This is a genomic window from Thioalkalivibrio sp. ALE16 (assembly GCF_000381305.1).
GTDB lineage: Bacteria > Pseudomonadota > Gammaproteobacteria > Ectothiorhodospirales > Ectothiorhodospiraceae > Thioalkalivibrio.
In genome coordinates this window covers 1-21177 of record NZ_KB906357.1, presented here as the reverse complement: position 1 = coordinate 21177, position 21177 = coordinate 1, and the positions used below count along the sequence as shown (strand labels likewise).

Sequence of the window (21177 nt, the reverse complement as noted above, 5' to 3'; positions counted from 1 at the left end):
GTGTACCGGCGGTACTCATTTTGCCCCGCCGAACAGGCGCTGCCACCAGCGCCGGCGGCTGCCGGTCGGCGGCATCGCCGCCTGCAGGTCCACCGGCGGCACGCGCGACAGCACCCAGCCCGGCAGCACCCGCAGCCCCGAGGAGCCGCAGCTGGAGCCGAGGTTGTTGGGGTCGAAGATCTTCACGAATTCCGGCACCTCGCGGTCATCGACGTAGACGATCCCGCAGTAGTCCTCGTCGTGATCCTGGCGCAGCAGGGTGTCGACCTCGTCGATGAAACGCCGGAAATCCTCTGCGGAGACCGGTTCCACGGGCACGGTATCCCCTACCGCGTAGACGTACCAGCCGCCATCGGCGCGGTCGCGCAGCAGCGTCCACAGCCGCTCCAGCTGCTCCCAGTACAGGATGCCGGTGGAACCGGCCTCGAAACGTTGCAGGAAGTCGGGCACGGGCCCCTCGGGCGCTGGGTTCATACGGAGATCCGTTTGCTCGGGAAAAGCCCTTATCCTAGGGAAACACTGATCAATGTACACACTCGCGTTGGCACCCCAGGTTCTTCGAGACCAGGCGCGTCGTGCGGCGGGTAGTGGTTCTACCCGCCCGTTTTTGATGGATTCGGGGCGCAACGCAGGATCGGGGAACCTGGGGTGCCAACCCCACAACCTATTGAACGAAGGGGCACGGCCGCCCGTTGTTGACAAAAACGGGCGCGGGAACGGCGTTGCGGCTCCCTTGTGCAGAATGACTGCACGGCAGTCACCGCGCCTTGTTCGCACGCAAAAGCGAGTCGAGCGCGAGCGTGCACATTAATCAGTGTTTCCCTCGGGAAACAGCGGTGAATGTACACGCTCGTGTAGTTCCCGCATGGCTTGCAGGGAACCCCCGACCGGGGCCAGGCTCTTAAACGGAAAGCCTTTAGCCAAGAAGACTGCGCCATGCGAACCATCTCCCACGCCACTTCCCTGCGCGCCGAGCCGGAACGGGTCTTCGAGTTGCTGAGTCACGTGCCCAACTTTGTCGACCTGTGCGACCACGTCGAGCATATCGAGTGCCTGGGTGACGACTGCTATCGCTGGACCATTCGGGCCGCCGGGATGCGCATGGATTTCGATGTCGAGGTCTGCACCGCGATCGCGCCGGAGCACTTTGCCTGGCGCTCCATCCGCGGGGTGCAGAACCGGGGCAGCTACCGCCTGAGCCCCGAGGGCGAGGACCGCACGCGCGTGGAGTTCGAACTGGAGTACAAGCTGAACCCGCTGCTCGACGCGGCCGTGCGGCGCGCGGCCCAGTCGCTGGTCGACCGGGTGTCGGGCCAGCTGATGGCACGGGCCCAGCAGCGGCTGGACGCCGAGGCGGCCCGTTCCTGACCCCAAACCTGAACCCAGCGTGGCCGGGTGTCAGGCGGTCTCCGCCGCGGCACTGGCATCGGGGCGCGCCAGCAGGTCGCGCAGGGTGCGCCCGTTCAGGCGCTCCTCGCGCGCCTGATCCACCTCTTTCAGCGTCGTCTCCACACTCAGGCTGCCGCGCAGACGACGAATGGCGTGGTCATCACTGTCCTCGCGCAGCGCCTCCAGGATTTCGTCCACGCGGATCGCGTCCAGGTCGCGGGCCGGTACCAGATGCTGGCCCTCGCTTCCCGCCTTCAACAGCAGACCGGCTTCTTCCAGCCGGCGCGCCGCATCACCCAGGGCATTGCCCGGCACCGCCAGGGTCGCCGCCACCTCGTCCAGGGTCGGTGCCGGGCGCCCGTCGTGGAAGCGCTGGCCAACCTGCTGCATCAGGTGCAGCCCCATGCGTTCGCGTGCCGCCCCGGACAGGCGCAGGCGGATGCCGCGCACGTTCATGTACTCCGGGTGCTGGACGAAGAAGGCGACATTGGCCCCGATCAGCAGGATCAGCCAGGCGAGGTAGATCCAGATCAGCAGCATGATCATGATGGCGAAGCTGGAATAGATCGCCGCATAGCGCGTTGAACCCGCCACCATGTTGGCGAATACCCAGCCCACGCTCTGCCACAGGAAACCGGCCACCACCGCGCCGATCAGCGCCGGGAGGATCTTGACCCGGGTGTTCGGCACGAACACGTAGATGAACGCGAACGCGGAGATGATCAGGATGTACGGCACCAGCCGCGAGATCTCGGTAATCAGCATGCCGAAGGGTTCGACCCCGGCAATCGCCTGCATCGCGGCCGATGACATCACCGTGGCGGTCAGCCCCAGCGCCGAGACCACCAGCACCGGACCAATCAGGATCACCGACAGGTAGTTGGAAAAGCGCTGGGCCAGGCTGCGGCTGTTCTCCACCCGCCAGATGGTGTTGAAGGCCAGCTCGATCTTCTGCACCAGTGCGATGACGGTATACACCAGGAACAGCAGGCCCACGAAGCCGAGCACGCCCACGCGCATATTGTCGACAAAGTCGAGCACGTTGTGGGCGATCTCCACCCCCTGCTCGCCCAGCGGCTCGAGCACGCCCAGCAGGAACGGCTCCACCGCATTGTGGGCACCAAAGGCCTTGAGCACCGAGAACGACAGCGCCAGCAGCGGCACCATCGACAGCAGGGTGGTGTAGACCAGGCTCATCGCCCGCAGCGTCAGCTGGCCCTCGGAGACCTCGCGGGCCAGGCCGAACAGGCCCCGCACGACACCCAGCGGGACCGCCTTCCACCAGGGCAGCGCCGACAGGTCCGTGTCCTGGACCAGCTCGACCAGCTGGCGCCGGCGGGCATCCAGGCGTTCGGCCCAGGCTACGCCCGCCACGCATTACTCCCGTGGGTATGTGGCCCCGTCACCAGGCCCTACTTCTGCCGCCACTGGCCGTTACGGTCCTGGTACCAGTAGCCCGCCGGGGCCTCTTCCACCCAGACGCGGGCAAAGGTCTCGCGGATCTGGCGTTCCCAGTCCGGGCGGTCATTGGCGCGCGCGATCTCGCGGTAGAGCGAATCGCGGTCGGAGTTCTCCTCGCTGACCTGGCGCTGTACGGTGCTGCGGTCCCGCAGTGGCACCTCGGAGAGGTCGCGGATCACCACGTCGCCGTTGTTGCCGAACCCGATCGCCCCGCTGCGGAAATGCGGGGCCAGCTGCGGCGCCCGCTCGCGCATCGAGGCCCGGATGCGATTGATCGCCGGGGTCTCGATCTGCAGGTCCGGGCTCTGCGCCGCGGCCGGGCTGACCAGACGCTCCAGCACCCAGGCCAGCACCGGCGTGCTGCCCGTCGCGGCGCCGGCATGACGCGGCTGGGCCGGAAGCTGCGCACCGGACTCGGACTGCGGCGCGGCCTCGCTGTCCGGCACCTGCAGCGCGTCGCGCACGATGGCACGCGCCGCCTCCTCCGCAGCCGCGGTGGGAAAGTAGATATTGATGGTCACGCAGCCGGCCAGCAGGGCAAACACCAGCGCCAGTCCCGGAACACTCCACAAAGCCTTCATGCCTGTCATCCCTTGTTCGAGCGGGTCCGTCCCGCATGTGCCCAATCTACACCATCATCCTGAATGACAACCAAACGCCAGGGAAACACGGATTGATGTACACGCTCGCGTTGGTACCCCAGGTTCCCCAATCCTGCGTTGCGGCGCTTGCCGGTAGCGCCACTTCCGGCTGCGCACCGCGCCTTGTTCGCACGCAAAAGCGACTCGAGCGCGAGCGTGTACATGAATCCGTGTTTCCCGGGTTCGTCACTGCACCACCGGGCCCTCGCCCGCCTGGATCGTGGCCAGGCGGTTGATCAGCTCCGGCCAGTCGACCCGCCGGTTGTACCCGATCACCTGGATCTGCGGCAGCCCGCCACCCTGGACCAGTACGAACCCGTCATCGGGGCGATCGGCGACGCCAGAGGCGGTGCATACGTCCCCGCGCAGCTCGCAACGGAAACCCAGGCGGCGATAGCTGAAGTTCTCGAAGAAGCGCAGAAAGATCGACGACGCCGCCGCCTGGATCCCGCCGCCCAGCTCGGTGATGTTTTCCACCGCGCGCTGGCTGATGCGCCGCCGCCCCGGCGCGTCCATCGGCGTCATCAGCTCCAGATCCATATGCACCGGCGACCAGTCCACCATCACCAGGTCGTTCACGTGGCCCGACAGACGGCCCTGGATACGCCCGAAATCGAAGGCACGGGTGACCAGTTCCAGATCCAGGCGCTGAATCTGCGTCGACAGCCCCAGCTCCGGGGCGTAGCCGAACAGATCGTGGATATAGACATCGCGCAACACCACCTCGCCGTCAAACACCTGCACCAGCAACCGCCCGTCCACGTTCAGGTCGCCATCCTCCAGGCGGACGCGCGGGATCATTCCCGCCACCTGCCCGGAGAACCGGGGCCATCCCAGCACCTCGGTCAACGGCTCCAGGCTGATGGCCCGGATGCCGCCCTGAAACTGCACATCCGGCCCGGTCTCCGTCTGCTGCAGACTGAAGGCCCCGACCCGCAGCCCACCATCGAGGATCGGGATCTCGGTCGCCTCCAGTAACTCCAGTCCCTGTGGCCGCGCCCGCACCTGCGCGCTGAAGGCATCGAACGGGAGCCCGTAGAGATGGGCGGCATCCACTTCGATGCGCCCCGGACCGCCCGGCACCGTGTCCGACCAGTCGAGACCACCCCGCGCCCCACTGAGACCGAAGCGTCCCCGGCGATCCTGCGCCTCCACCCCGGACCACTCCGCACGCATGTAACGCGGCATGGAATCCTGCAGTTCGATCTCGCCCGCCAGGTGACCCGCGACATCCAGCTCGCCCAGCGGGGTCCCCACCAGCCAGGGCGACAGCAGGGTGTCGTAGATCACCCCCAGCGCCGCGATCTCCGCCTGGACCCGGCCCTCCAGCCCGCGCCCGGGCGCGAACGCCAGGTCCTGCCCCTGCAGGGCCGCCGCCGCCCCATAGTCCAGCGAGAGCAAATCCGTGCGCGCCGAGCCGTTGTCGGCGTCCGCCACCAGGCCACGGGCCTCCAGCACGACCGGCCCCTCGGCGTCGAGATCCACGAACCAGGGATCCACGAACACCACGCCTGCCGTCACGGCCGCCTCCACATCCCAGCCGTTCGCGTCCCCCGCGACCCACAGTCGCGCATCCAGCTCCTCGCCCGCCTGGAGCCCGAGGTCATCGCTGAAGGCGAGGTCATGGACCCGCAGGGTGCCTTCCGAACGGCCGCGTTCACGCCAGCGCAGCGCGACATCCGCCCGGCCCTGGCCAAGGTGCACGGGCAGCTCCATCGGCAGGCGCGGGGAGGCGGCCAGCGCCGCCAGATCAATGCCGTCGAGATCGGCCCGCACATCCCAGCCGCGCGCCGGGTCGCGGTGCACACGAACATCCCCGCTGGCCCCGAACCAGCCCGGCCAGGCGCCCGCCAGGGTCAGCTGACCGCTCTCGCGGCCCCAGACCAGGCGCACCCGCGCGCCGCGCAGGTCCAGATCCCCGGCATCCCCCCAGAGTCGGGCGGCCTCGCAGCGGACCTCGGTACGGCCGAGCCGCAGGTCGCCACATTCCACCCGCAGTCGTCGCAGGGTCCCGATCGGGGCGGGAAGCTCGACGCGTTCCGCGCGGATTTCCAGCGACAGGCCTTCGCGCGTCCATTGCACCCGCGTACTCAGGCCGCGGGCATCGAGATCCTCGCGCAGCAGGGATTCGATCTGCAGGTCGAGCTGGATACCGGTGGCAGCCGATGCGGATTCGGCGGCCATCGCCGACCCCGCCAGCAGGAAAAGCACCAGCCCGGCCGCCGCGGCCACTGCGCCCGGTGCACCGCGCCGCGCGTGCATCAGGCCGGGTCGCCCCGCTCCGGCAGGCGATCGCGCAGCGGGCGCGCCAGACGCGCCAGCCACTCGCGCAGGGCGAAGCGGGAGGTCTCCAGGGCATCCAGTCGCGGCAGGAAGTCCTCGACCCGCATCGGGTCGCCGGTCGGGCCGCGAAAGCCGGCCGGGGCCGGGTCGGCGGCCAGTCCCGCGCGCTCGAAGCAGGCCAGTGCACGCGGCAGATGCAGCGCCTGGGTCACCACCAGTACCCGCTGCACATCACTGTTCTGGAGTCGCTGGCGGGTGTGGGTGGCGTTCTCGCAGGTGTTGCGCGAGGTGTTCTCGAGCCAGCGCACCGGCACCCCCAGATCGCCCTGCAGGCTCGCCGCCATCAGCTCGGCCTCGGAGCGCCGCCCCGGCAAGGCACCCGGACGCCCGCCGGAGACCAGGATCGGCAAGCCGGTATCGCGGTGCAGCCGCGCCGCATGGCGCAGGCGCTCGTGGGTCCGCGGGTTCAGGGCGTCACGCCCGCCGTCCTCGGCGCGCCCGGGCCAGCGGCCACCCCCCAGCACCACGATGGCATCGGCCCGGCCCACCGCGATTACGCCGTCGCGCAGGTCACGCTCGATGCTGTGGGCCAGCGGCTGGGCCACGATGTTCAGGCTCGGCAGCACCAGCGCCAGCAGGCCCAGGGCGAGCAACGCCCGCCCACCCCGCCAGTCGGCCCACCACAAGGCCACGCCCACAAGGGTCAGCGTGATGCCCAGACCGGGCGGCAGCAGCAGGTGCTCGGCGATCGTCTGCAGGGTGGCGAGCACGAGAGTCTCCGCCCGCGACCGGGGTTACTTCTTGCCCGGGGAGTAGAGATAGTGGGCGTAGGTGGCCACGTCCTCGGAGACCCGGCGGATCAGGTGATCCAGGCTGATGATGGCAAACTCGAGCAGGTTCACCGCGATGTACGGCTGCTCGACACGCAGGCGGTCGTACATGGAGCGCGACAGGCGCAACAGGCGGGTATTGTCGCTCAGGGCACGCATGCGCACGCCGCGCGGCACGCGGTCGAAGAACGACATGGACCCGGCCAGTTCGCCGGTCTGCATGCGGCCGACCTCGATCTCCTGGCTGCCGTCGTCGTGGTACAGCGCAGCGGTCCCGCTGACCACGAAGAACAGCGACTCCCCGACCTCGCCGATGTCCGCGATCACCTGCTTGTGATGGGTCTCCACCACTTCCAGGTACTCGAGCAGGACTTCGACCTCGGCCGGCGTCAGGGACGCCGAGATCGGGTGCTTGGAGAGGAATTCGGTCAGCAGTTCCTTGGACATGGAGAGGGTTCCTTCTGACGGGTCCGCGGTAGAAGTGAGAGTGCTTTAGAGTATAACGAACACGGCCCCGGGACGGGGCCGACACGCCACGGAACGCCGGGGAGGTAGCCCTTGATCGACATCGACGTCCTGCGCCGTAACCTGCCGCGACGCCTGCGCGAGGGGCGCACCCTCCTGCTGGTCGCCGCCCCTGAGACCACGGACAGTCCACCGGATGTGGAGCAGGAAACGGTGGCAGCGTTTCTCGAGCATCCGCCCGAGCCACGAGTGCCGCTGGTCCTGCTCCCGGACACCCTCAGCGCGCTGGATGTGACCACCGGACAACAACTGCTGGGCGGCCTGCGCGACCGCTGGGCCGACGAGGTGCTGATTCTGCATCGGCTGGACGACCAACGCTGGGACCTGAACGACTTCCTGGCGCTCGGATTCCGGCGCGACCCCGAAGCCGAGACCGCCGCGCCGGATCACGCGGTCTATCGCACCAGCCTGTACGACTACAAGCTCACTCCCGACTGGCTGAACGCCCGGTTCTGGGCGAACCCCGAGATGTGGGACAAGGCCCGCTGGTAACGCTGTGCCGGGCGAATCGCGACGCGGGGACTACTCGTCGCGGGGGTTCAGGCGCGGATGCGTCTCGTCACCCCACCACCAGACCAGCGCACCGGATGCAAACATCGCGATCACCACGAACCAGAAGCCCCAGATCACCGAGCCGCCCAGGTGGGCCACGATGCCCAGGCCCAGGGCCCCAACGCCGTACCCGAGATCGCGCCAGAACCGGTAGGTACCGATGGCCGAGCCGCGCCAGTTCGGGTGCGCAATGTCCGCCACCGCCGCACTGAGGTTCGGGTACAGCAGCGCCATGCCGAACCCGGTCACCGCCGCCGCGAAGGACCACCACAGTACGCCCTCGCCGAGCAGGGTCAGGGCGACCCCGCCGCCACAGATCCACATTCCCCAGATGATCGGCTGGCGTCGCCCCACGTGATCGGACAGACGCCCGGTAAGGAACTGCGAACCGCCCCAGACGAAGCCGTAGATCCCGACGACCCAGCCGATCGCCGCCAGACTGAGCCCCTGCTGATACAGGAACACCGGGTAGAACACCCAGACCAGCGCATCCACGAACTTCTCCACCAGCCCGGCCTGGCTGAACGCCGCCATGCGCCGGTCACGCCAGGACATCAGGGTGAACACCTGCCAGGTCGTCAGCGTGTCGGGGATATTCGTCGGGTAACGCGGCACCGGGCCGGTGGACTGACCGGCCGCATGCCGGGCACCCTCGGCCTTTGCCCAGTCGAGGGTCTCGCGCACGAACACGGCGGTCATCACGATCGCCAGGGCGATCACCACCAGGCCGAAGATCAGCAGGCCCCAGCGTGGCCCGAACGCGGCCGCCATATAGCCGGTCACGATCCCCGCCACGGCAACCCCGACATACCCGGAGAACTCGTTCATGCCCATGGTGAAGCCGCGCTCGTCGGCCCGGGTGATATCCATCTTGGCGGTCTGCGTCATCGACCACGCCAGCCCCTGGTTCACGCCCAGCAGGACGGTCGCCGCGACGATCCAGCTCCAGGACGGTGCGTAAAGGATCATGAACGGGATCGGGATGGCCGCCACCCAGCCCAGCATCAGGACCGTCTTGCGCCCCAGCCGCTCGGACAGGCGCCCGGCAACGAAGTTGAGCGCCCCCTTCACGACCCCAAAGGCGACCACGAACGCGGTCAGCAGCATGAACGAGCCCTCGGCCACACCGAACTCGCTCTCCGCCAGCGCCGGCACGACCGTGCGCATCATCCCGATGGTCAGGCCAACGAAGAAGACCTGGATCAGTTGCTGCCCGAACTGCCCGAGGTTCTCCCGAATCCCGTGCGTCAGATGGGCGTAGGCTTCCGCGGCCTTGTGATGGTCCGTCATGAAGAGTCCCTCTGCTATCGGATCAGGAGGCGATATTCGCCGCGACGTAGGCATCCATTCCCACCGGGCGCGGGGGGATGTTCTGGGTCAGAAAATCGACGAACGCCTCCCGCTCACCGATCGCAAGCCCCGGGTTGAAGCGCTTTTCGAACCCGAGCGTCGACGACGGCTTCCCGGACAGCCCCGCGCCGCAGGCACTGCCGGCATAGTGACCGGGATAGATCTCCAGTTCGTCCGGAAGGCCCAGGAGGCGCTCGTGAAGGCTGTCGAACAACCGTCCCGCCATCTCGCGCTCCCGCCCGGCCAGATCGGGGCGTCCAACACTGCCGATGAACAGCGTATCGCCCGTAAGAACGAACCAGGGCTGGTCCCCGCGGCGTTTGTCGGTCACCAGAAGACACAGGCTGTCCTCCGTGTGACCGGGGGTATGGATCACCTCGACCTCGACGTTGCCGACCTCGAGCCGATCGCCATCCTCCAGCGCATGGAAGTCGAACTCCACCACCGAACGATCCGACGCATGCAGGCAATACTCCGCCCCGGCACGTCGGGCCAGGTCACGGCCACCGGAATAGTGATCGGCATGCACATGCGTGTCGATCACATGCGTGATGGCAACACCCGCCTCGGCGGCCCGCTCCAGGAACCATTCCTGGTCCCCGTCCACGACATCCACCGCGATGGCCTTGCCCAGCGATCCACAGCCGAACAGGTAGGACAGCGACGACTCCCGGGTGGGTAATTGATGAAAAAACATGACACTCCTCCTGGACCGTTCACCGGTCGCGTTCTTTTTGTCGGTTGTCCTCATCGGCGCTCACGGGCAGACCGTGGTAGCGCCACTCCGCGATGCCGTCCTCGAGCCGGCTGGCCCGGATGCCGTGCCGACCCAGGATCTGGACGGCCTCGCTCGCCATCAGGCAGTACGGTCCTCGGCAGTACGCCACCACGGGGCGGTCAGTCGGCAATTCGCCCAGCCGGTCGCGCAATTCGCTGACGGGGATGGATCGGGCATAGGGAAGATGGGCGCTGGCGTATTCCATGCCCGGACGTACGTCGAGCACGATCACCTCGCCGCGCCGCGCCCGCTCGAGTAGCTGTTCGCCCGCCATGGGGGCCAGATCGCCCGCACCCTCGGCGATCTCTCGAGTGGCGGCCTGCAGCTCCAGCAGCCGTTCTTCGGCCAGTGTTCGCAGCATCACCCAGAAATCGGCGACATGCCGATCGACCAGGCGGTAGAACATGTACCGGCCTTCGCGCCGGGCCTCCACCAGCCGCGCAAGGCGCAGCTCCTTCAGGTGGGCACTGGCCAGCTTCACGCTGATCTCCGCGTCCGACGCCAGTTGTTCGACGCTCTTCTCCCCCTGCACGAGGATCTCGATCAGCTCCAACCGCTTGGGACTGGCGGCCGCGCGGGCAATGCGGGCCACCTGTTCGTACAGGAGGTCTTTGAGTTCGCGTCCGGACACCGCACACATTCCAATATTCGTTGGAATATAAGCTAACCAACGCGCGCCGCCAACGCAAGCCCTGCTTGCGCACCCGCGCGGGACCGGACCCTCCGGTTTTTGGGGCATTCTGGCGAACGCAGTAATTCCTGAGTACGGTACTCTGGAACTTCAATTAGAAGTTGCTTACTAACTGAATGACTATCCCGTGCCCACGGGCACCCTTCCCCTGCAAAAGGAGGACGTCATGAGCCAGCTGATCAACAACTTCCCGGCCGACGGCGTGGTCACCATCAATCGCGTGATCCTGAAGCCGGAGTACACCATCGACGACCTGCAGGAGCGTGTCGCGGTACTCTGCGAGAACGTGAAGACCTACCACTCGGATACCGGCTTTGTCGGCGGCTTTGTCGCCCTGAACTCCGGCGCGGTCTCCAACGAGGGCTCGACGATCGGCCAGGCGGTCGAGAGCCCGATGAAGGACAAGGAAGCGCTGATCATTACCTTCTGGAACAGCTTCGAGGAACACGAGGCGTCGCATCAGAGCGAGACCTTCCAGCCCCTGTTCCAGCAGGTCCTGGAACTGTGCGAGAACGGGAACGAGGAGATCGCCTACGAGATGCTCTGGTCCGGCGCGGCCTACGACCCGGAACAGGCCAAGGCCGCCCGCGAGGCCAAGGAAACCCACGCGGCCTGACGGCCGCATGCCGGGAGCGATCCCGGACCAAGGAACTGTCGTCTCTCCAACGACTGTACCCATTGCCGGGGCCTAACGCCCCGGCTTTTTTGTCGGCCGCCCTGGTCGCGCCTCCATAACGCCCTGCAGGAGCCTGCTTGCAGGCGAATTCCCCTGACCACGTCTGACTTTGGCAGGGGCTTCGCCTGCGAGCAGGCTCCTGCGATTTTCGGGGTGTGCTGAACCGGGGGTCATCTCAAGCATCCGGGCTCTTGCTGACGCCGGAGATCCCGGCTCTGCGCTTCACCCCGGCCGGGTGACCGCATGGCCTCCGAACGCAGACGGGTGTCCTCTCGCCCCGGCCGCGCCGGCCCCAAACGAACGAACCCCGCGGCATGGCCACGGGGCTCGCTGGGTATGCCGAAAAGCATCGGTCTCAGCGCGATGCGTCGTCCCGATCCTCGGGCTCGTGCATCTCCGGCGGCGAAGACAGGGTGTGAGTCTTCTCGTCGTAGCGTCCCTTCAGCTCGTCGGTCTTGCTGTGTTCCCACAGCGGGACACCGACGAAATAACCCGCGCGCCCGATCGCATGGGCGGCCACCGGCGCGGTCAGCAGCAGGAAGCCGATCACCGCCACCGCGCGCGTGGTCACGCCGCCGTCACCGAAGTACACCGCGACCCCGACCATCATCAGGCCAGCCCCCAGCACGCCCGCCTTGGTGGTCGCGTGCAGGCGCATCGGCAGGTCGGGCATGCGCACCAAGCCCAGCGCCGCCACGACCATGAACGCCGCACCCACCACCAGAAACAGCCCCGTGAAGAACTCAGTCATCGTCGCGATGCCCCCCTTTCTCCAGGTAACGGGCAAAGCCGACCGCCGCGAGGAACGCGGTCAGCGCCAGCACCATCGCCACGTCGATGAACGGGGTGCGGCCGCTGGAGATTACATACACCGCGATAAAGCCGATCGTCAGCGATGCGATCAGTTCCAGCGCGACCACGCGATCGGGCAGGGTCGGCCCCAGATACAGCCGCCAGAACCCCAGCAGCAGGGCGATACTCAGCAGCACATTGGAAGCGATGATGGCGATATCGAACATCTGCATCCCCTGCGCCTAGCGCAGGACCTCCAGCGCGCGGTGTTCCAAGTACTTGATGGAGCGGATCACCTCGTCCCGATCCTCGATGTACATCACGTGGATGTACAGCACCTTCTTGTCGGTGGACACGTCGAGGCTCAGTGTTCCCGGGGTCAGCGAGATCAGGTTGGCGACGATGGTGATCTCGCCATCGGTCCTGGCATCCAGGGGGAAGGCGATCACGCCCGGCACCATGTGGTGGGTCGGCGTCATCACGTCATACGCCACCTTCAGATTGGACAGGAACAGCTCCCAGAGGAAGTAGCCAATGAACGCGATGAACTTGGGCACCCGCCGCGCGTAGCTCGAGAAACCCGGCTTGTCGCGCAGCGCGAAGGCCAGCAGCACATAGCCGAGGAAGAACCCCACGAGCAGGTTGCCGGTGCTGAACGTGCCGGTCAGGAAGACCCAGATCAGGGCCAGCGCGATATTCCAGGTCAGCGCGATCATGGCTGTGCCCCCAGTACCGCCTCGATGTACTGCGACGGATCCAGCAGCTGTTCGGCCGACATCAGGGCCATCTGGTAGATCGGCTCGCCGTACAGGCCAATGGCCACGGTCATCAGCGCCAGCATGATCACCGGGAGCCACATCCAGATCATCGGACCGGAGGTCACGTCATCGGTCTCCACGCCTTCCGGCTGCGCCTTCCAGAATACCTCGGCCCAGATCTTGATCATCGAGTAGAGCGTCAGCAGCCCCACCACCAGCGCGACCGCCACCACCCAGTAGGCCTCGGCCTCGATGCCCGCGCGGATGATGATGAACTTCGCGAAGAACCCGGACAGCGGCGGCAGCCCTGCCAGCGACAACGCCGGGATCAGGAACAGCACACCCAGCATCGGATTCGTGCGGTAGATCCCGCCCATCTGCTTCAGCTCGTGGGTGCCCTTCATCACAAAGGTGATCCCGCTGATCAGGAACAGATTCGCCTTCACGATGATGTGGTGCATGATGTAGAACACCCCGCCGACCAGCGCCAGCGGCGTAAACAGCGCCAGCCCCATGATCATGTAGCCGATCTGGCTGATGATGTGGAACGATAGGATGCGCCGGAACTCGTAATGCGCCGCCGCCCCGAGCACGCCGGTCAGCATGGTCGCGGCCGCGACCCACAGCAGGATCTCGTGGGTGTAGTCCACGTCCTGATTGAAGATCAGCGTGAACACGCGGAACAGCGCATATACCCCGACCTTGGTCAGCAGACCCGCGAAAAGCGCGGATACCGCGACCTTGGGCGTGTGATAGGAGGCCGGCAGCCAGAAGAAGAACGGGAACGCCGCCGCCTTCACCCCGAAGGCGACCAGGTACAGCATCGCGATCACGGTGATCAGCCCGGTGTCCTCCACCGTGGCCAGCTTGTCCGCGATGTCGGCCATGTTCAGCGTGCCGGTCAGACCATAGGTCAGGCCGATCGCGGTCAGGAAGATCATCGACGACAGCAGGTTCAGGGTGACGTACTTGATCGCCCCCTCCATCTGCGCGCGTTCCCCGCCCAGGATCAGCAGGGCGAAGGACGCGACCAGCATCACCTCGAACCACACGTAGAGGTTGAAGATGTCGCCGGTCAGGAAGGCGCCGTTTACCCCCGCCAGCAGCAGGTGCAGCAGCGGGTAGTAGCCGAACTTCTCCGACATCTTGCCGATGCCGGAGAGCGAATACAGCGCGGTGGCGAAGCCGATGATCCCGGTCAGCACCACCATGATCGCGGCCAGCATGTCGGACACCAGCACGATCCCGAACGGAGCGGGCCAGGAGCCCATCTCCATCACCACATGGCCGTGCTCCCAGGTATCCGCCAGCAGCCAGACGGAGACTGCCAGCATTGCGCCGGTGCCGAGCACGCCAAGCGAGCGCTGCGCGAAGTGCGAGCGCCAGAACATTACGGACAATGCGCCGAACAGCAGCGGCAGCACGACCGGAAGGGCTACCGACATCATCATCGATCGGTGTCCTTCATCTGATCCATGTCATCGGCCTGCACCACCTCGTAGGCGCGGTGAATCAGCACCACGGCGAATGCCAGCACCCCGAACCCGATCACGATCGCGGTCAGCACCACGGCCTGGGCCAGCGGATCGGCGGATACGCCCTCGGGCACCGTGTCGCCCGGCGCGATCAGCGGCGGCGCACCGGAGGTCATGCCGGCCACGGTGAAGATCAGCAGGTTGGCGGCATTCGACAGCAGTACCAGCCCGATCACCAGCTTCACGATCGAGCGGCGCAGCATCATGTAGATGGCCGCGGCATACAGGCCGCCCACCACAAAGGCCATGACGACTTCCATCAGTCTTCCGCCTCCGCGAGGTTCAGCATGATGGTCAGCACGGACCCGATTACCACCAGGTACACCCCGATATCGAAGATCAGCACGGTGGAGAGCTTCATCTCGCCGAACAGCGGCGCGGTGAACTCCCACCACTGGGCGGTGAAGAAGGCCTCCCCGCGGAACACCCCGGGGATCGCGCTGATCACGGCCAGCACCATGCCAACGCCCAGCACGTCGCGCGGGTCCACGCGCAGCACCTTGCGCGCCGACTGGATATCCATCGAGAACAGATACAGCACGATCGCCGCGGCCGCGACCAGGCCGCCGATGAAGCCGCCTCCCGGTTCGTCATGACCGCGCAGCAGCAGGAACACGGAGAACAGCAGCAGCAGCGGCAGCAGGAAATGCCCCGCGGTGCGCAGGATCAGGGAATGCATGTTCATCGGCGGTCCTCCGCGCGGAAACGCAGCATCGCGTACACCCCGATCGCCGCCAGCGCCAGCACGAAGATCTCGCCCAGCGTATCCAGCGCACGGAAGTCCACCAGGACCACGTTGACGATATTGCGGCCATAGCCGGAGGGCACCGACTCGTCAATGAAGTACTGCGAGATCGACGGGAACAGGCGCGCATCCAGGGTGCTCAGGATCAACAGCGTGATCATGCCGCCCATCACCAGCGCGATCCCGGCATCGCGCACCCGCAGCGCGGTGGACGACAGGTTCAAGAAACCCGGCAGGCGGAACAGCACCAGCACCAGCAGGATCACGGTCAGGGTCTCGACCAGCACCTGGGTAATACCGACATCCGCCGCGCTGTAAAGCACGTAGACCAGGGCCACGGTAAAGCCCAGCGACCCCAGCGCCGCCACCGCCCCCAGACGCGAGCGCGTCAGCACCGCGAACAGCATCGAGGCCACCAGGATCGCCAGGATCGCGACCTCGTGGATCTTCAGCGCGGCCCAGTCGAGGCCGCCCACGCCGACGTCGAACAGCTGCGCCGTCACCCCGACCAGGCCCGCGGTCATCGCGACGATCACGATCACGTAATAGCGCAGATAGCCGTTCTGCAGCACGCGGGTCTGCCACTCCGACAGTGCCACCAGGCCGTCCATCATCTTGAAGTAGCCCTTCTCCGGGCCGTATTCGGCCGCGCGATCCACCCACGCCAGCGCGCGGCGCGCCTGCTCCCAACGCCAGTACAGCACCCCACCGGCCACCAGGCTGAACGCGGAGATCGCCAGCGGCCAGTTGATCCCGTGCCACAGCGCCAGGTAGCCATCCACCGGCGCGCCCTGCACGCTGGCCGCCGCGGCATTGATCAGGCCTTCGTCCGCCAGTCCCGGGCCGAGACCGAAGATCAGCCCCAGACTCGCAAGCACCGCCGGGCCGGCGAGCATGGCCACTGGAGCGTCATGGTGCGGCGTCTTCGGTGTATCCACCTTGGGCCCGAACCACGGGCGAATACCGACGATCGCGGCCACCGCGACCCCCAGGATCGCGGTCAGCACCGCCAGCAGCGCGAGGATGCCGCCCAGGCTCGGGGCATCGAGCACGGCCTCCAGCATCAACTCCTTGGCGACGAACCCGAACAGCGGGATCACACCCCCCAACGACAGCGCCGCGAGAATCGCGAACGCGGCCGTGACCGGCAGCGCGCTGCGCAGCCCCCCGGTCTGCAGGAAATCCTTGGCACCGGCCTCGTGATCCAGGATACCGGCGACCATGAACAGCGCGCCCTTGTACAGCGAGTGCGCCAGCAGGAAGGCCATCGCCGCCATCAATGCGGTTTCGGTGCCGATCCCGATCAGCATGGTCAGCGTACCCAGGGCCATCACCGTGGAGTACGCCAGCACCTTCTTCACCCCGGTCGAGCGGAAGGCCAGGAACACACCGGTGAACATGGTCACCGCACCGAACAACGCCAGCGTGGTGAACCAGATGTCGGTGCCACCCAGCGACGGGTTCAGGCGCGCCAGCAGGTATACGCCGGCCTTCACCATGGTCGCGGAGTGCAGGTAGGCGGAGACCGGGGTCGGCGCAGCCATCGCGCGCGGCAGCCAGAAATGGAACGGGACCTGCGCCGATTTGGTGAAGGCCCCGATCAGGATCAGCAGCAACAACGGCAGGTACAGCGCATGCTCGCGCACCACGTCGCCGTTGTTGAGGATCTCGGACAGCTCCCAGGAACCGCCGGCCATCGCCAGCATGATGATCCCGGCCAGCAGCGCCAGGCCGCCGCCCACGGTGACGAACAGGCCCTGCAGGGCGTACTTCCGGGCGTCCGCGTTCTCGTGGTTGTAACCGATCAGCAGATAGGACGTGATGCTGGTCAGCTCCCAGAACACGAACATCGCGACCAGGTTGTCCGCCAGCACCAGCCCCAGCATGGAGCCCATGAAGGCCAGGATGATCACGTAGAAGCGCCCGAGGTCACGGTCCCCCTCGAGGTAGCGCCCGGCGTAGGTGACGATGAAGAAGCCGATGCCCGAGATCAGCAGCGCGAACAGCAGCGACAGCCCGTCCACCAGGAACGAGAGCTGGATATCCAGCCCCGGCAGCCAGGGCCAGGCCAGCACGATGGACTCGCCACTGGAGACCGCCGGCAGGAAACTCAGGAAATAGACGAACAACGCGGCCGGCAACAGACCCAGCACCCAGCCGCTGGCACGGCCGGTCAGGCGGTGCACCGCGGGGGCGGCTGCCGCCAGCAGGAACGTTGAGATAATTGCGTAGAGCATCCGGCCAGCTCAGTCCTTTTGGTTCCGGGCCAAGGACGCGGCCCGCGGCCACGCGTACAAATCGTTCCGTCGCAACCGAGACAGGCCGGCACCGACCGGCGCATGCCCGTCTCGAACGGTCGCGGAAGCCTACTGACTTGGGTGGGACCGCGCAAGAAACGTGATGTTCCTCGCGCGGACCGTTCCGGGAAACGCGCTGCCGGTCAGACCCAGTCGCTGCGCCGCCGGCGCGTGGGGATGCGCGTCAGGATAATGCCCAGGATCACCGAACCCACGGTGACCAGGGCCCCGGTCATGAACCACTTGCGCTGGCTGTCGGCCTGCATCACCTCGACCTGACGCCGATACTCGTCGGCCGAATCGCGGGACTCGATCAGTTCCTGCTCCAGCCGGCGGTTCTCGCGTTGAATCTCCTGCGGCCGCTCCGCGATATCCCGCAGCTCTTCCAGTTCCGACTCCATATCCGCGATCCGGGCCTGGAGTTCATCTCGCTCGGTCGTCAGTTCGTTGCGCCGGTCCAGCAACTCCGCGATCCGGCCCTCCTGATCATCCGCACCGGAACGGATCTCGGCCAGCTCGGCCTCGACCTCGGCCAGGCGCTCGCGGGAGTGCGGCTCGTCCTGCAAATAGCGGGTCAGGATCCACGCCTCGTTGCCACTGGGCAGCCGCACCCGGCTCCAGCCGTCACCGGACTGTTCCATCACCGTGACCGGCTGCCCGGCGCGCACCGCACTGACAATGCGGTTCTGGTTCGAGGGGCCGCCGCGCACGCCGACCTCGAGTTCCTCACTGACATAGCGCGTCTGCTGCGCGGCCGCCCCGCTCCAGGCCACCAGCATCACGCTCCCCAGAACCAGCGCCATCACGCGCATCGACCACCGTTTCATCGTCATTTCCGCTGCCATCTCTTGATTCGCCCGGGATCTCCGGCGCCGCATTCTACAGGGGGCAGAAAGCCGCGCACGCAAAGCCGTACCGGGGGTTGATCGAGTTCACATTCCGGCTTCCTGACACTTACACGAACCGCTCGCGCACGGCCCGCGAGGGGAACGTGATCAGATCAAATGCCACCGGAAGCAGACGCCGCACTTGCGCCGCCGCGACCGCCAGCAGGTACAGGATACCCGCTAGCACCGCCAGCACGAGCGTCAGCAGGCCGCCCAGAATAACCCGGGTCGCCTGTAGCACCCCCACCAGCCAGATCGGCGCCAGCGCAACGATCAGGGGTACCAGAAGGCCCAGAACCGCGCCCACCGACTGCTCGAACAGGTTCAGGGTCGGCGGCAACGCGTCGCCCCCGGCCAGCAGGGTATCCATCAACTCCTGACGATACGCCACCCACTCCAGATGAAAGCCGCCCAGCGCGGAGATCAGCGCGAGCACGGCCAGCGCAACGCCTGCCACCACCACCAGCGCCCGGCGCACGCCCTCACTACCATCCATCATCGCCTGCGGCAGCAGACGGGACACGCCGCGGGCCTCGGCCAGCAGCCAGCCGGAGACCGCCGCGGCCCCCAGCAGGGTCGCCACCACCAGATCCGGGAAGGCCACCCCGCCGGCCTCCAGCGAGGCCGGAAACTGCGTCCCCAGGGCCGGATCGAACAGCCGCTGGTACACCACCACGGCCACCGCGGTCAGCACCAGCCCGGCCGCGCCCAGCAGCCACTGACTGCCGGCCTGGGCATACGCGGGCAGGTGCCGCTGCGCCGGATGGTCCCGGTTCTCGCAGTTCGCCAGACCGTTATCCAGGCGCTCGCCCTGGCGTTGCAGGTCGGCCAGGCGCCGTTGTACCTGCTCCAGGCGCCCGGTCAATTCGTGCAACGGGGCTTCCAGGCGTCGCCGCGCCGACAGCAGGCCACGCGCCATCTGTCGGTGCTCCTCCATGCCGAGCCGTGCAATCCGCAACACCGTTTCCTGAATGTCCTGCGCCAGGCGCTGCCCCTGCGGGCTTTCACTTACCGGCGTACTGACCAGCGCCTCCAGCCGGCTGACCCAGCCCGGCTCGGCGGACAGGCGCCCCTCGTCGCGGACATAGGCATCTTCCAACTCTCGCAGGGTCTCGTGAACCTGCTGGCGCAGATCGGGGATCTCGGCCAGATCGTGGCCCACCAGGCGAGCGTAACGCCGCTCCAGGGCATGGACCGCCACATGAACGCGTTCGGCCTCCAGCCGAGCCAGGTGGGCGTGGTGCCAGCGCTGGGTCGCGTCGCGCAGATGCAGCACCTGCCGCCGCAGGGCACACGTCAGGCGTGTCACGCCGCCGGTCAGCCCCACCAGCAGGCGGCGCAAGGGCCGCCGTGCCAGGTCCAGCACCACGATTGCGACCACGATCCCCAGCACCCACAGCATTACAGTGACGGCCACGACTCCCCCTCGCTTGTTGTTCTTTCAGGCATGGTCCGCGCCCGCCACCTCGGGCGCAACTCCGGGCCCCACCAACCGGTTACCTGATTATGTCGAATCGTTCCGGTTCCCGTCTCCACGCCGGGCCAATCACGCTCAAGTTTGCCGCGCCCGCGCCGATACCCGAATTAAATCCCCGGAGACCTCGCGATGCTCAGCCTCGACCTCATGCCGGCACCCGAACCGGCCCGCACCGAGAACCCCGCCTGGCTCGACGCCGGCTTCACCGCCGGCTGGCTCCCGGCCTTCCGCAACCGCCGCACCGGCGAGGTTCGCGCCAGCCACCTGGAAGACGGGCGCCTGGCCTGTACCCACATCCTGGATACGGTCCCGACCGCGTGGGTGGCCGAGCACGACGATCAGGGCCGCCCCGGCGCCCTGATCGCCGACATCCAGGCCGGCTACCTGCGCGGCGACCGCTTCTTCACCCTCGCGGAACTGCTACGGTATCCCTCCGACGCCTGATCCGGGGCACGCAGAGCTCTCGACAGGTTGTCCCAGGACGTTCCGAGGACAACCTAATCAGCCCCACCCCCGGGGCTGTCGGCGCACCGCCGAATCCCGTCGCAATTGCTTTTGCGCGCGGGTTTCGGTCCAATACCGGCCTTTTCCCCGAGCGGCGCTCCCATGCAGAAGAATCAGTACGATCGCGACGAACTCCTGGCCTGTGGCTACGGCAACATGTTCGGTCCGGGCAACGCCCAGTTGCCGGTCCCCAACATGCTGATGATGGACCGGGTCCTGGAGATCAACAGCGACGGCGGCCAGTACGGCAAGGGCGAGATGATCGCCGAGCTGGATATCAATCCCGACCTCTGGTTCTTCGCCTGCCACTTCCCCGGCGACCCGGTGATGCCCGGCTGCCTCGGCCTCGACGCCATGTGGCAGCTGGTCGGCTTCTACCTCGCATGGCTCGGCAATCCGGGACGCGGGCGCGCCCTGGGGGTGGGCGAGGTCAAGTTCACCGGGCAGGTCCTGCCGACGGCCAAGAAGGTCACCTACCATATCGACATGAAGCGCGTGATCTCGCGCAAGCTGGTCCTCGGCATCGGCGACGGCATCGTCAAGGTCGACGGCCGCCCGATCTACGAGGCCCACGACCTCCGCGTCGGCCTGTTCACCTCCACCGAAAACTTCTAGCCCCACCGGCTCCCACCATCACAAGCGCGGGAGCCTGTGTTCTTCGCCCTCTCACGTTTCCCTGCCTTCTACCCGCCGCCTGCCTCGTGGTGGCTGGTCCTGGAGTGGCATCCGGTGTTTACGAGCCTTCGGTCCGCGTACCGCCGATTGTTGGCTAGGCCTGGTTCGGCATCCGGTGTTTATGGTGCCTTCGTCCGGCCACCTGCCAGGCGCTGACTCGCCAGCGCGCCCCGAGGTACTTCTTTGCTCGTGCAAAGAAGTACCCAAGAAACACGCCCGACTGCCGCGACCCCGGCCCGCTGCGCGGGCCGGGGTTTCCCTCGCTCCGAGGGTTTTCGCGGGCGGCGCTGAACTCGCTGCGCCTGCGGCTCCGCTCAGACATCCAGCGCCT

Annotated in this window: 23 protein-coding genes; 5 read left to right on the top strand and 18 right to left on the bottom strand. The window is 66.9% G+C overall.

Annotation, left to right across the window (positions count from 1 at the left end):
* Positions 1-15 precede the first annotated feature (15 nt).
* Positions 16-474: a hypothetical protein gene (locus tag F627_RS0104595; protein WP_019583410.1), complete on the bottom strand. Its 459-nt coding sequence runs from the start codon at positions 472-474 to the stop codon at positions 16-18.
* Positions 475-936: 462 nt separating this feature from the next.
* On the opposite strand from F627_RS0104595, the gene F627_RS0104590 reads away from it, so the two are divergent.
* Complete coding sequence (locus F627_RS0104590; protein ID WP_018866891.1) at positions 937-1368, top strand: SRPBCC family protein; 432 nt, start codon at positions 937-939, stop codon at positions 1366-1368.
* Positions 1369-1398: 30 nt separating this feature from the next.
* On the opposite strand, the gene F627_RS0104585 is transcribed toward F627_RS0104590, so the two are convergent.
* The 5 genes from F627_RS0104585 to F627_RS0104565 all read right to left on the bottom strand — a co-directional run bounded on the left by F627_RS0104585 (position 1399) and on the right by F627_RS0104565 (position 7051).
* Positions 1399-2763: a YihY/virulence factor BrkB family protein gene (locus tag F627_RS0104585; RefSeq protein WP_018878558.1), complete on the bottom strand. Its 1365-nt coding sequence runs from the start codon at positions 2761-2763 to the stop codon at positions 1399-1401.
* Positions 2764-2801: 38 nt separating this feature from the next.
* Entirely contained in the window at positions 2802-3431 is a 630-nt protein-coding gene (locus tag F627_RS0104580; RefSeq protein WP_018866893.1) for a YdbL family protein, read from the bottom strand.
* A gap of 246 nt (positions 3432-3677) precedes the next feature.
* Complete coding sequence (locus F627_RS0104575) at positions 3678-5753, bottom strand: hypothetical protein (RefSeq protein WP_019583409.1); 2076 nt, start codon at positions 5751-5753, stop codon at positions 3678-3680.
* Positions 5753-6544 carry a YdcF family protein gene (locus F627_RS0104570; RefSeq protein ID WP_019583408.1) on the bottom strand — a complete coding sequence of 264 codons (792 nt, stop codon included), beginning with the start codon at positions 6542-6544 and terminating at the stop codon, positions 5753-5755. The genes F627_RS0104575 and F627_RS0104570 overlap by 1 nt, the downstream gene beginning before the upstream one ends.
* A gap of 24 nt (positions 6545-6568) precedes the next feature.
* Positions 6569-7051 (bottom strand): Crp/Fnr family transcriptional regulator, encoded by a 483-nt coding sequence (locus F627_RS0104565; protein WP_018866896.1) that lies wholly within the window; start codon positions 7049-7051, stop codon positions 6569-6571.
* Between the two features lie 111 nt (positions 7052-7162).
* Between F627_RS0104565 and F627_RS0104560 the strand changes: the two genes are divergently transcribed.
* Complete coding sequence (locus F627_RS0104560; RefSeq protein WP_018866897.1) at positions 7163-7621, top strand: DUF6231 family protein; 459 nt, start codon at positions 7163-7165, stop codon at positions 7619-7621.
* A 30-nt stretch (positions 7622-7651) separates the two neighbouring features.
* On the opposite strand, the gene F627_RS0104555 is transcribed toward F627_RS0104560, so the two are convergent.
* From F627_RS0104555 to F627_RS0104545, 3 genes are read right to left on the bottom strand one after another with little or no spacing between them, the layout of a single operon-like run.
* Positions 7652-8971, bottom strand: a complete 1320-nt coding sequence (locus F627_RS0104555) for an MFS transporter (protein WP_019583407.1) — start codon at positions 8969-8971, stop codon at positions 7652-7654.
* 22 nt (positions 8972-8993) lie between these two features.
* The gene (locus tag F627_RS0104550) at positions 8994-9728 is read right to left on the bottom strand and encodes an MBL fold metallo-hydrolase (protein WP_018866899.1); all 735 of its coding nucleotides are present in this window, start codon (positions 9726-9728) and stop codon (positions 8994-8996) included.
* 19 nt (positions 9729-9747) lie between these two features.
* Positions 9748-10449 (bottom strand): metalloregulator ArsR/SmtB family transcription factor, encoded by a 702-nt coding sequence (locus tag F627_RS0104545; RefSeq protein ID WP_018866900.1) that lies wholly within the window; start codon positions 10447-10449, stop codon positions 9748-9750.
* Positions 10450-10666: 217 nt separating this feature from the next.
* On the opposite strand from F627_RS0104545, the gene F627_RS0104540 reads away from it, so the two are divergent.
* A complete protein-coding gene (locus F627_RS0104540) occupies positions 10667-11116 on the top strand; it encodes a hypothetical protein (RefSeq protein ID WP_017942339.1) in 450 nt (149 codons plus the stop codon).
* A 415-nt stretch (positions 11117-11531) separates the two neighbouring features.
* On the opposite strand, the gene mnhG is transcribed toward F627_RS0104540, so the two are convergent.
* The 9 genes from mnhG to F627_RS0104495 all read right to left on the bottom strand — a co-directional run bounded on the left by mnhG (position 11532) and on the right by F627_RS0104495 (position 19592).
* A complete protein-coding gene (mnhG, locus tag F627_RS0104535; RefSeq protein WP_018866902.1) occupies positions 11532-11927 on the bottom strand; it encodes a monovalent cation/H(+) antiporter subunit G in 396 nt (131 codons plus the stop codon).
* Positions 11920-12195: a monovalent cation/H+ antiporter complex subunit F gene (locus tag F627_RS0104530; protein WP_026279247.1), complete on the bottom strand. Its 276-nt coding sequence runs from the start codon at positions 12193-12195 to the stop codon at positions 11920-11922. Before F627_RS0104530 ends, mnhG begins: the two co-directional genes overlap by 8 nt.
* Positions 12196-12210: 15 nt before the next feature.
* On the bottom strand, positions 12211-12684 hold the full coding sequence (locus F627_RS0104525; protein WP_018866904.1) for a Na+/H+ antiporter subunit E: 474 nt from the start codon (positions 12682-12684) through the stop codon (positions 12211-12213).
* On the bottom strand, positions 12681-14177 hold the full coding sequence (locus F627_RS0104520) for a Na+/H+ antiporter subunit D (protein WP_018866905.1): 1497 nt from the start codon (positions 14175-14177) through the stop codon (positions 12681-12683). The genes F627_RS0104525 and F627_RS0104520 overlap by 4 nt, the downstream gene beginning before the upstream one ends.
* Positions 14174-14521 carry a Na+/H+ antiporter subunit C gene (locus tag F627_RS0104515; protein WP_018866906.1) on the bottom strand — a complete coding sequence of 116 codons (348 nt, stop codon included), beginning with the start codon at positions 14519-14521 and terminating at the stop codon, positions 14174-14176. Before F627_RS0104515 ends, F627_RS0104520 begins: the two co-directional genes overlap by 4 nt.
* A complete protein-coding gene (locus F627_RS0104510) occupies positions 14521-14946 on the bottom strand; it encodes a Na+/H+ antiporter subunit B (RefSeq protein WP_017942333.1) in 426 nt (141 codons plus the stop codon). The genes F627_RS0104515 and F627_RS0104510 overlap by 1 nt, the downstream gene beginning before the upstream one ends.
* Complete coding sequence (locus tag F627_RS0104505) at positions 14943-17243, bottom strand: putative monovalent cation/H+ antiporter subunit A (protein ID WP_018878876.1); 2301 nt, start codon at positions 17241-17243, stop codon at positions 14943-14945. The genes F627_RS0104510 and F627_RS0104505 overlap by 4 nt, the downstream gene beginning before the upstream one ends.
* A 203-nt stretch (positions 17244-17446) precedes the next feature.
* Positions 17447-18115, bottom strand: a complete 669-nt coding sequence (locus F627_RS0104500; RefSeq protein ID WP_018875777.1) for a TIGR04211 family SH3 domain-containing protein — start codon at positions 18113-18115, stop codon at positions 17447-17449.
* Between the two features lie 142 nt (positions 18116-18257).
* A complete protein-coding gene (locus F627_RS0104495) occupies positions 18258-19592 on the bottom strand; it encodes a hypothetical protein (RefSeq protein WP_018875778.1) in 1335 nt (444 codons plus the stop codon).
* A 204-nt stretch (positions 19593-19796) separates the two neighbouring features.
* Here F627_RS0104495 and F627_RS0104490 point away from each other — a divergent pair, with 204 nt between their 5' ends.
* Both F627_RS0104490 and fabA read left to right on the top strand, forming a co-directional pair.
* Positions 19797-20111, top strand: coding sequence for a hypothetical protein (locus tag F627_RS0104490; RefSeq protein ID WP_018866910.1), 315 nt, complete (start codon positions 19797-19799; stop codon positions 20109-20111).
* 162 nt (positions 20112-20273) lie between these two features.
* Positions 20274-20786, top strand: a complete 513-nt coding sequence (gene fabA, locus F627_RS0104485; RefSeq protein ID WP_018866911.1) for a 3-hydroxyacyl-[acyl-carrier-protein] dehydratase FabA — start codon at positions 20274-20276, stop codon at positions 20784-20786.
* Positions 20787-21177 lie beyond the last annotated feature (391 nt).

Bases quoted from the DNA above. Each gene is read 5' to 3' on its own strand.
- F627_RS0104575 (WP_019583409.1), bottom strand. From the start codon at position 5,753: ATGCACGCGCGGCGCGGTGCACCGGGCGCAGTGGCCGCGGCGGCCGGG.
- F627_RS0104520 (WP_018866905.1), bottom strand. From the start codon at position 14,177: ATGATGATGTCGGTAGCCCTTCCGGTCGTGCTGCCGCTGCTGTTCGGC.
- F627_RS0104530 (WP_026279247.1), bottom strand. From the start codon at position 12,195: ATGTTCGATATCGCCATCATCGCTTCCAATGTGCTGCTGAGTATCGCC.
- F627_RS0104495 (WP_018875778.1), bottom strand. From the start codon at position 19,592: ATGCTGTGGGTGCTGGGGATCGTGGTCGCAATCGTGGTGCTGGACCTG.
- F627_RS0104515 (WP_018866906.1), bottom strand. From the start codon at position 14,521: ATGGAAGTCGTCATGGCCTTTGTGGTGGGCGGCCTGTATGCCGCGGCC.
- F627_RS0104500 (WP_018875777.1), bottom strand. From the start codon at position 18,115: ATGCGCGTGATGGCGCTGGTTCTGGGGAGCGTGATGCTGGTGGCCTGG.
- F627_RS0104490 (WP_018866910.1), top strand. From the start codon at position 19,797: ATGCTCAGCCTCGACCTCATGCCGGCACCCGAACCGGCCCGCACCGAG.
- F627_RS0104565 (WP_018866896.1), bottom strand. From the start codon at position 7,051: ATGTCCAAGGAACTGCTGACCGAATTCCTCTCCAAGCACCCGATCTCG.
- F627_RS0104595 (WP_019583410.1), bottom strand. From the start codon at position 474: ATGAACCCAGCGCCCGAGGGGCCCGTGCCCGACTTCCTGCAACGTTTC.
- F627_RS0104545 (WP_018866900.1), bottom strand. From the start codon at position 10,449: ATGTGTGCGGTGTCCGGACGCGAACTCAAAGACCTCCTGTACGAACAG.
- F627_RS0104550 (WP_018866899.1), bottom strand. From the start codon at position 9,728: ATGTTTTTTCATCAATTACCCACCCGGGAGTCGTCGCTGTCCTACCTG.
- F627_RS0104525 (WP_018866904.1), bottom strand. From the start codon at position 12,684: ATGATCGCGCTGACCTGGAATATCGCGCTGGCCCTGATCTGGGTCTTC.
- fabA (WP_018866911.1), top strand. From the start codon at position 20,274: ATGCAGAAGAATCAGTACGATCGCGACGAACTCCTGGCCTGTGGCTAC.
- mnhG (WP_018866902.1), bottom strand. From the start codon at position 11,927: ATGACTGAGTTCTTCACGGGGCTGTTTCTGGTGGTGGGTGCGGCGTTC.
- F627_RS0104510 (WP_017942333.1), bottom strand. From the start codon at position 14,946: ATGAACATGCATTCCCTGATCCTGCGCACCGCGGGGCATTTCCTGCTG.
- F627_RS0104590 (WP_018866891.1), top strand. From the start codon at position 937: ATGCGAACCATCTCCCACGCCACTTCCCTGCGCGCCGAGCCGGAACGG.
- F627_RS0104505 (WP_018878876.1), bottom strand. From the start codon at position 17,243: ATGCTCTACGCAATTATCTCAACGTTCCTGCTGGCGGCAGCCGCCCCC.
- F627_RS0104540 (WP_017942339.1), top strand. From the start codon at position 10,667: ATGAGCCAGCTGATCAACAACTTCCCGGCCGACGGCGTGGTCACCATC.
- F627_RS0104555 (WP_019583407.1), bottom strand. From the start codon at position 8,971: ATGACGGACCATCACAAGGCCGCGGAAGCCTACGCCCATCTGACGCAC.
- F627_RS0104580 (WP_018866893.1), bottom strand. From the start codon at position 3,431: ATGAAGGCTTTGTGGAGTGTTCCGGGACTGGCGCTGGTGTTTGCCCTG.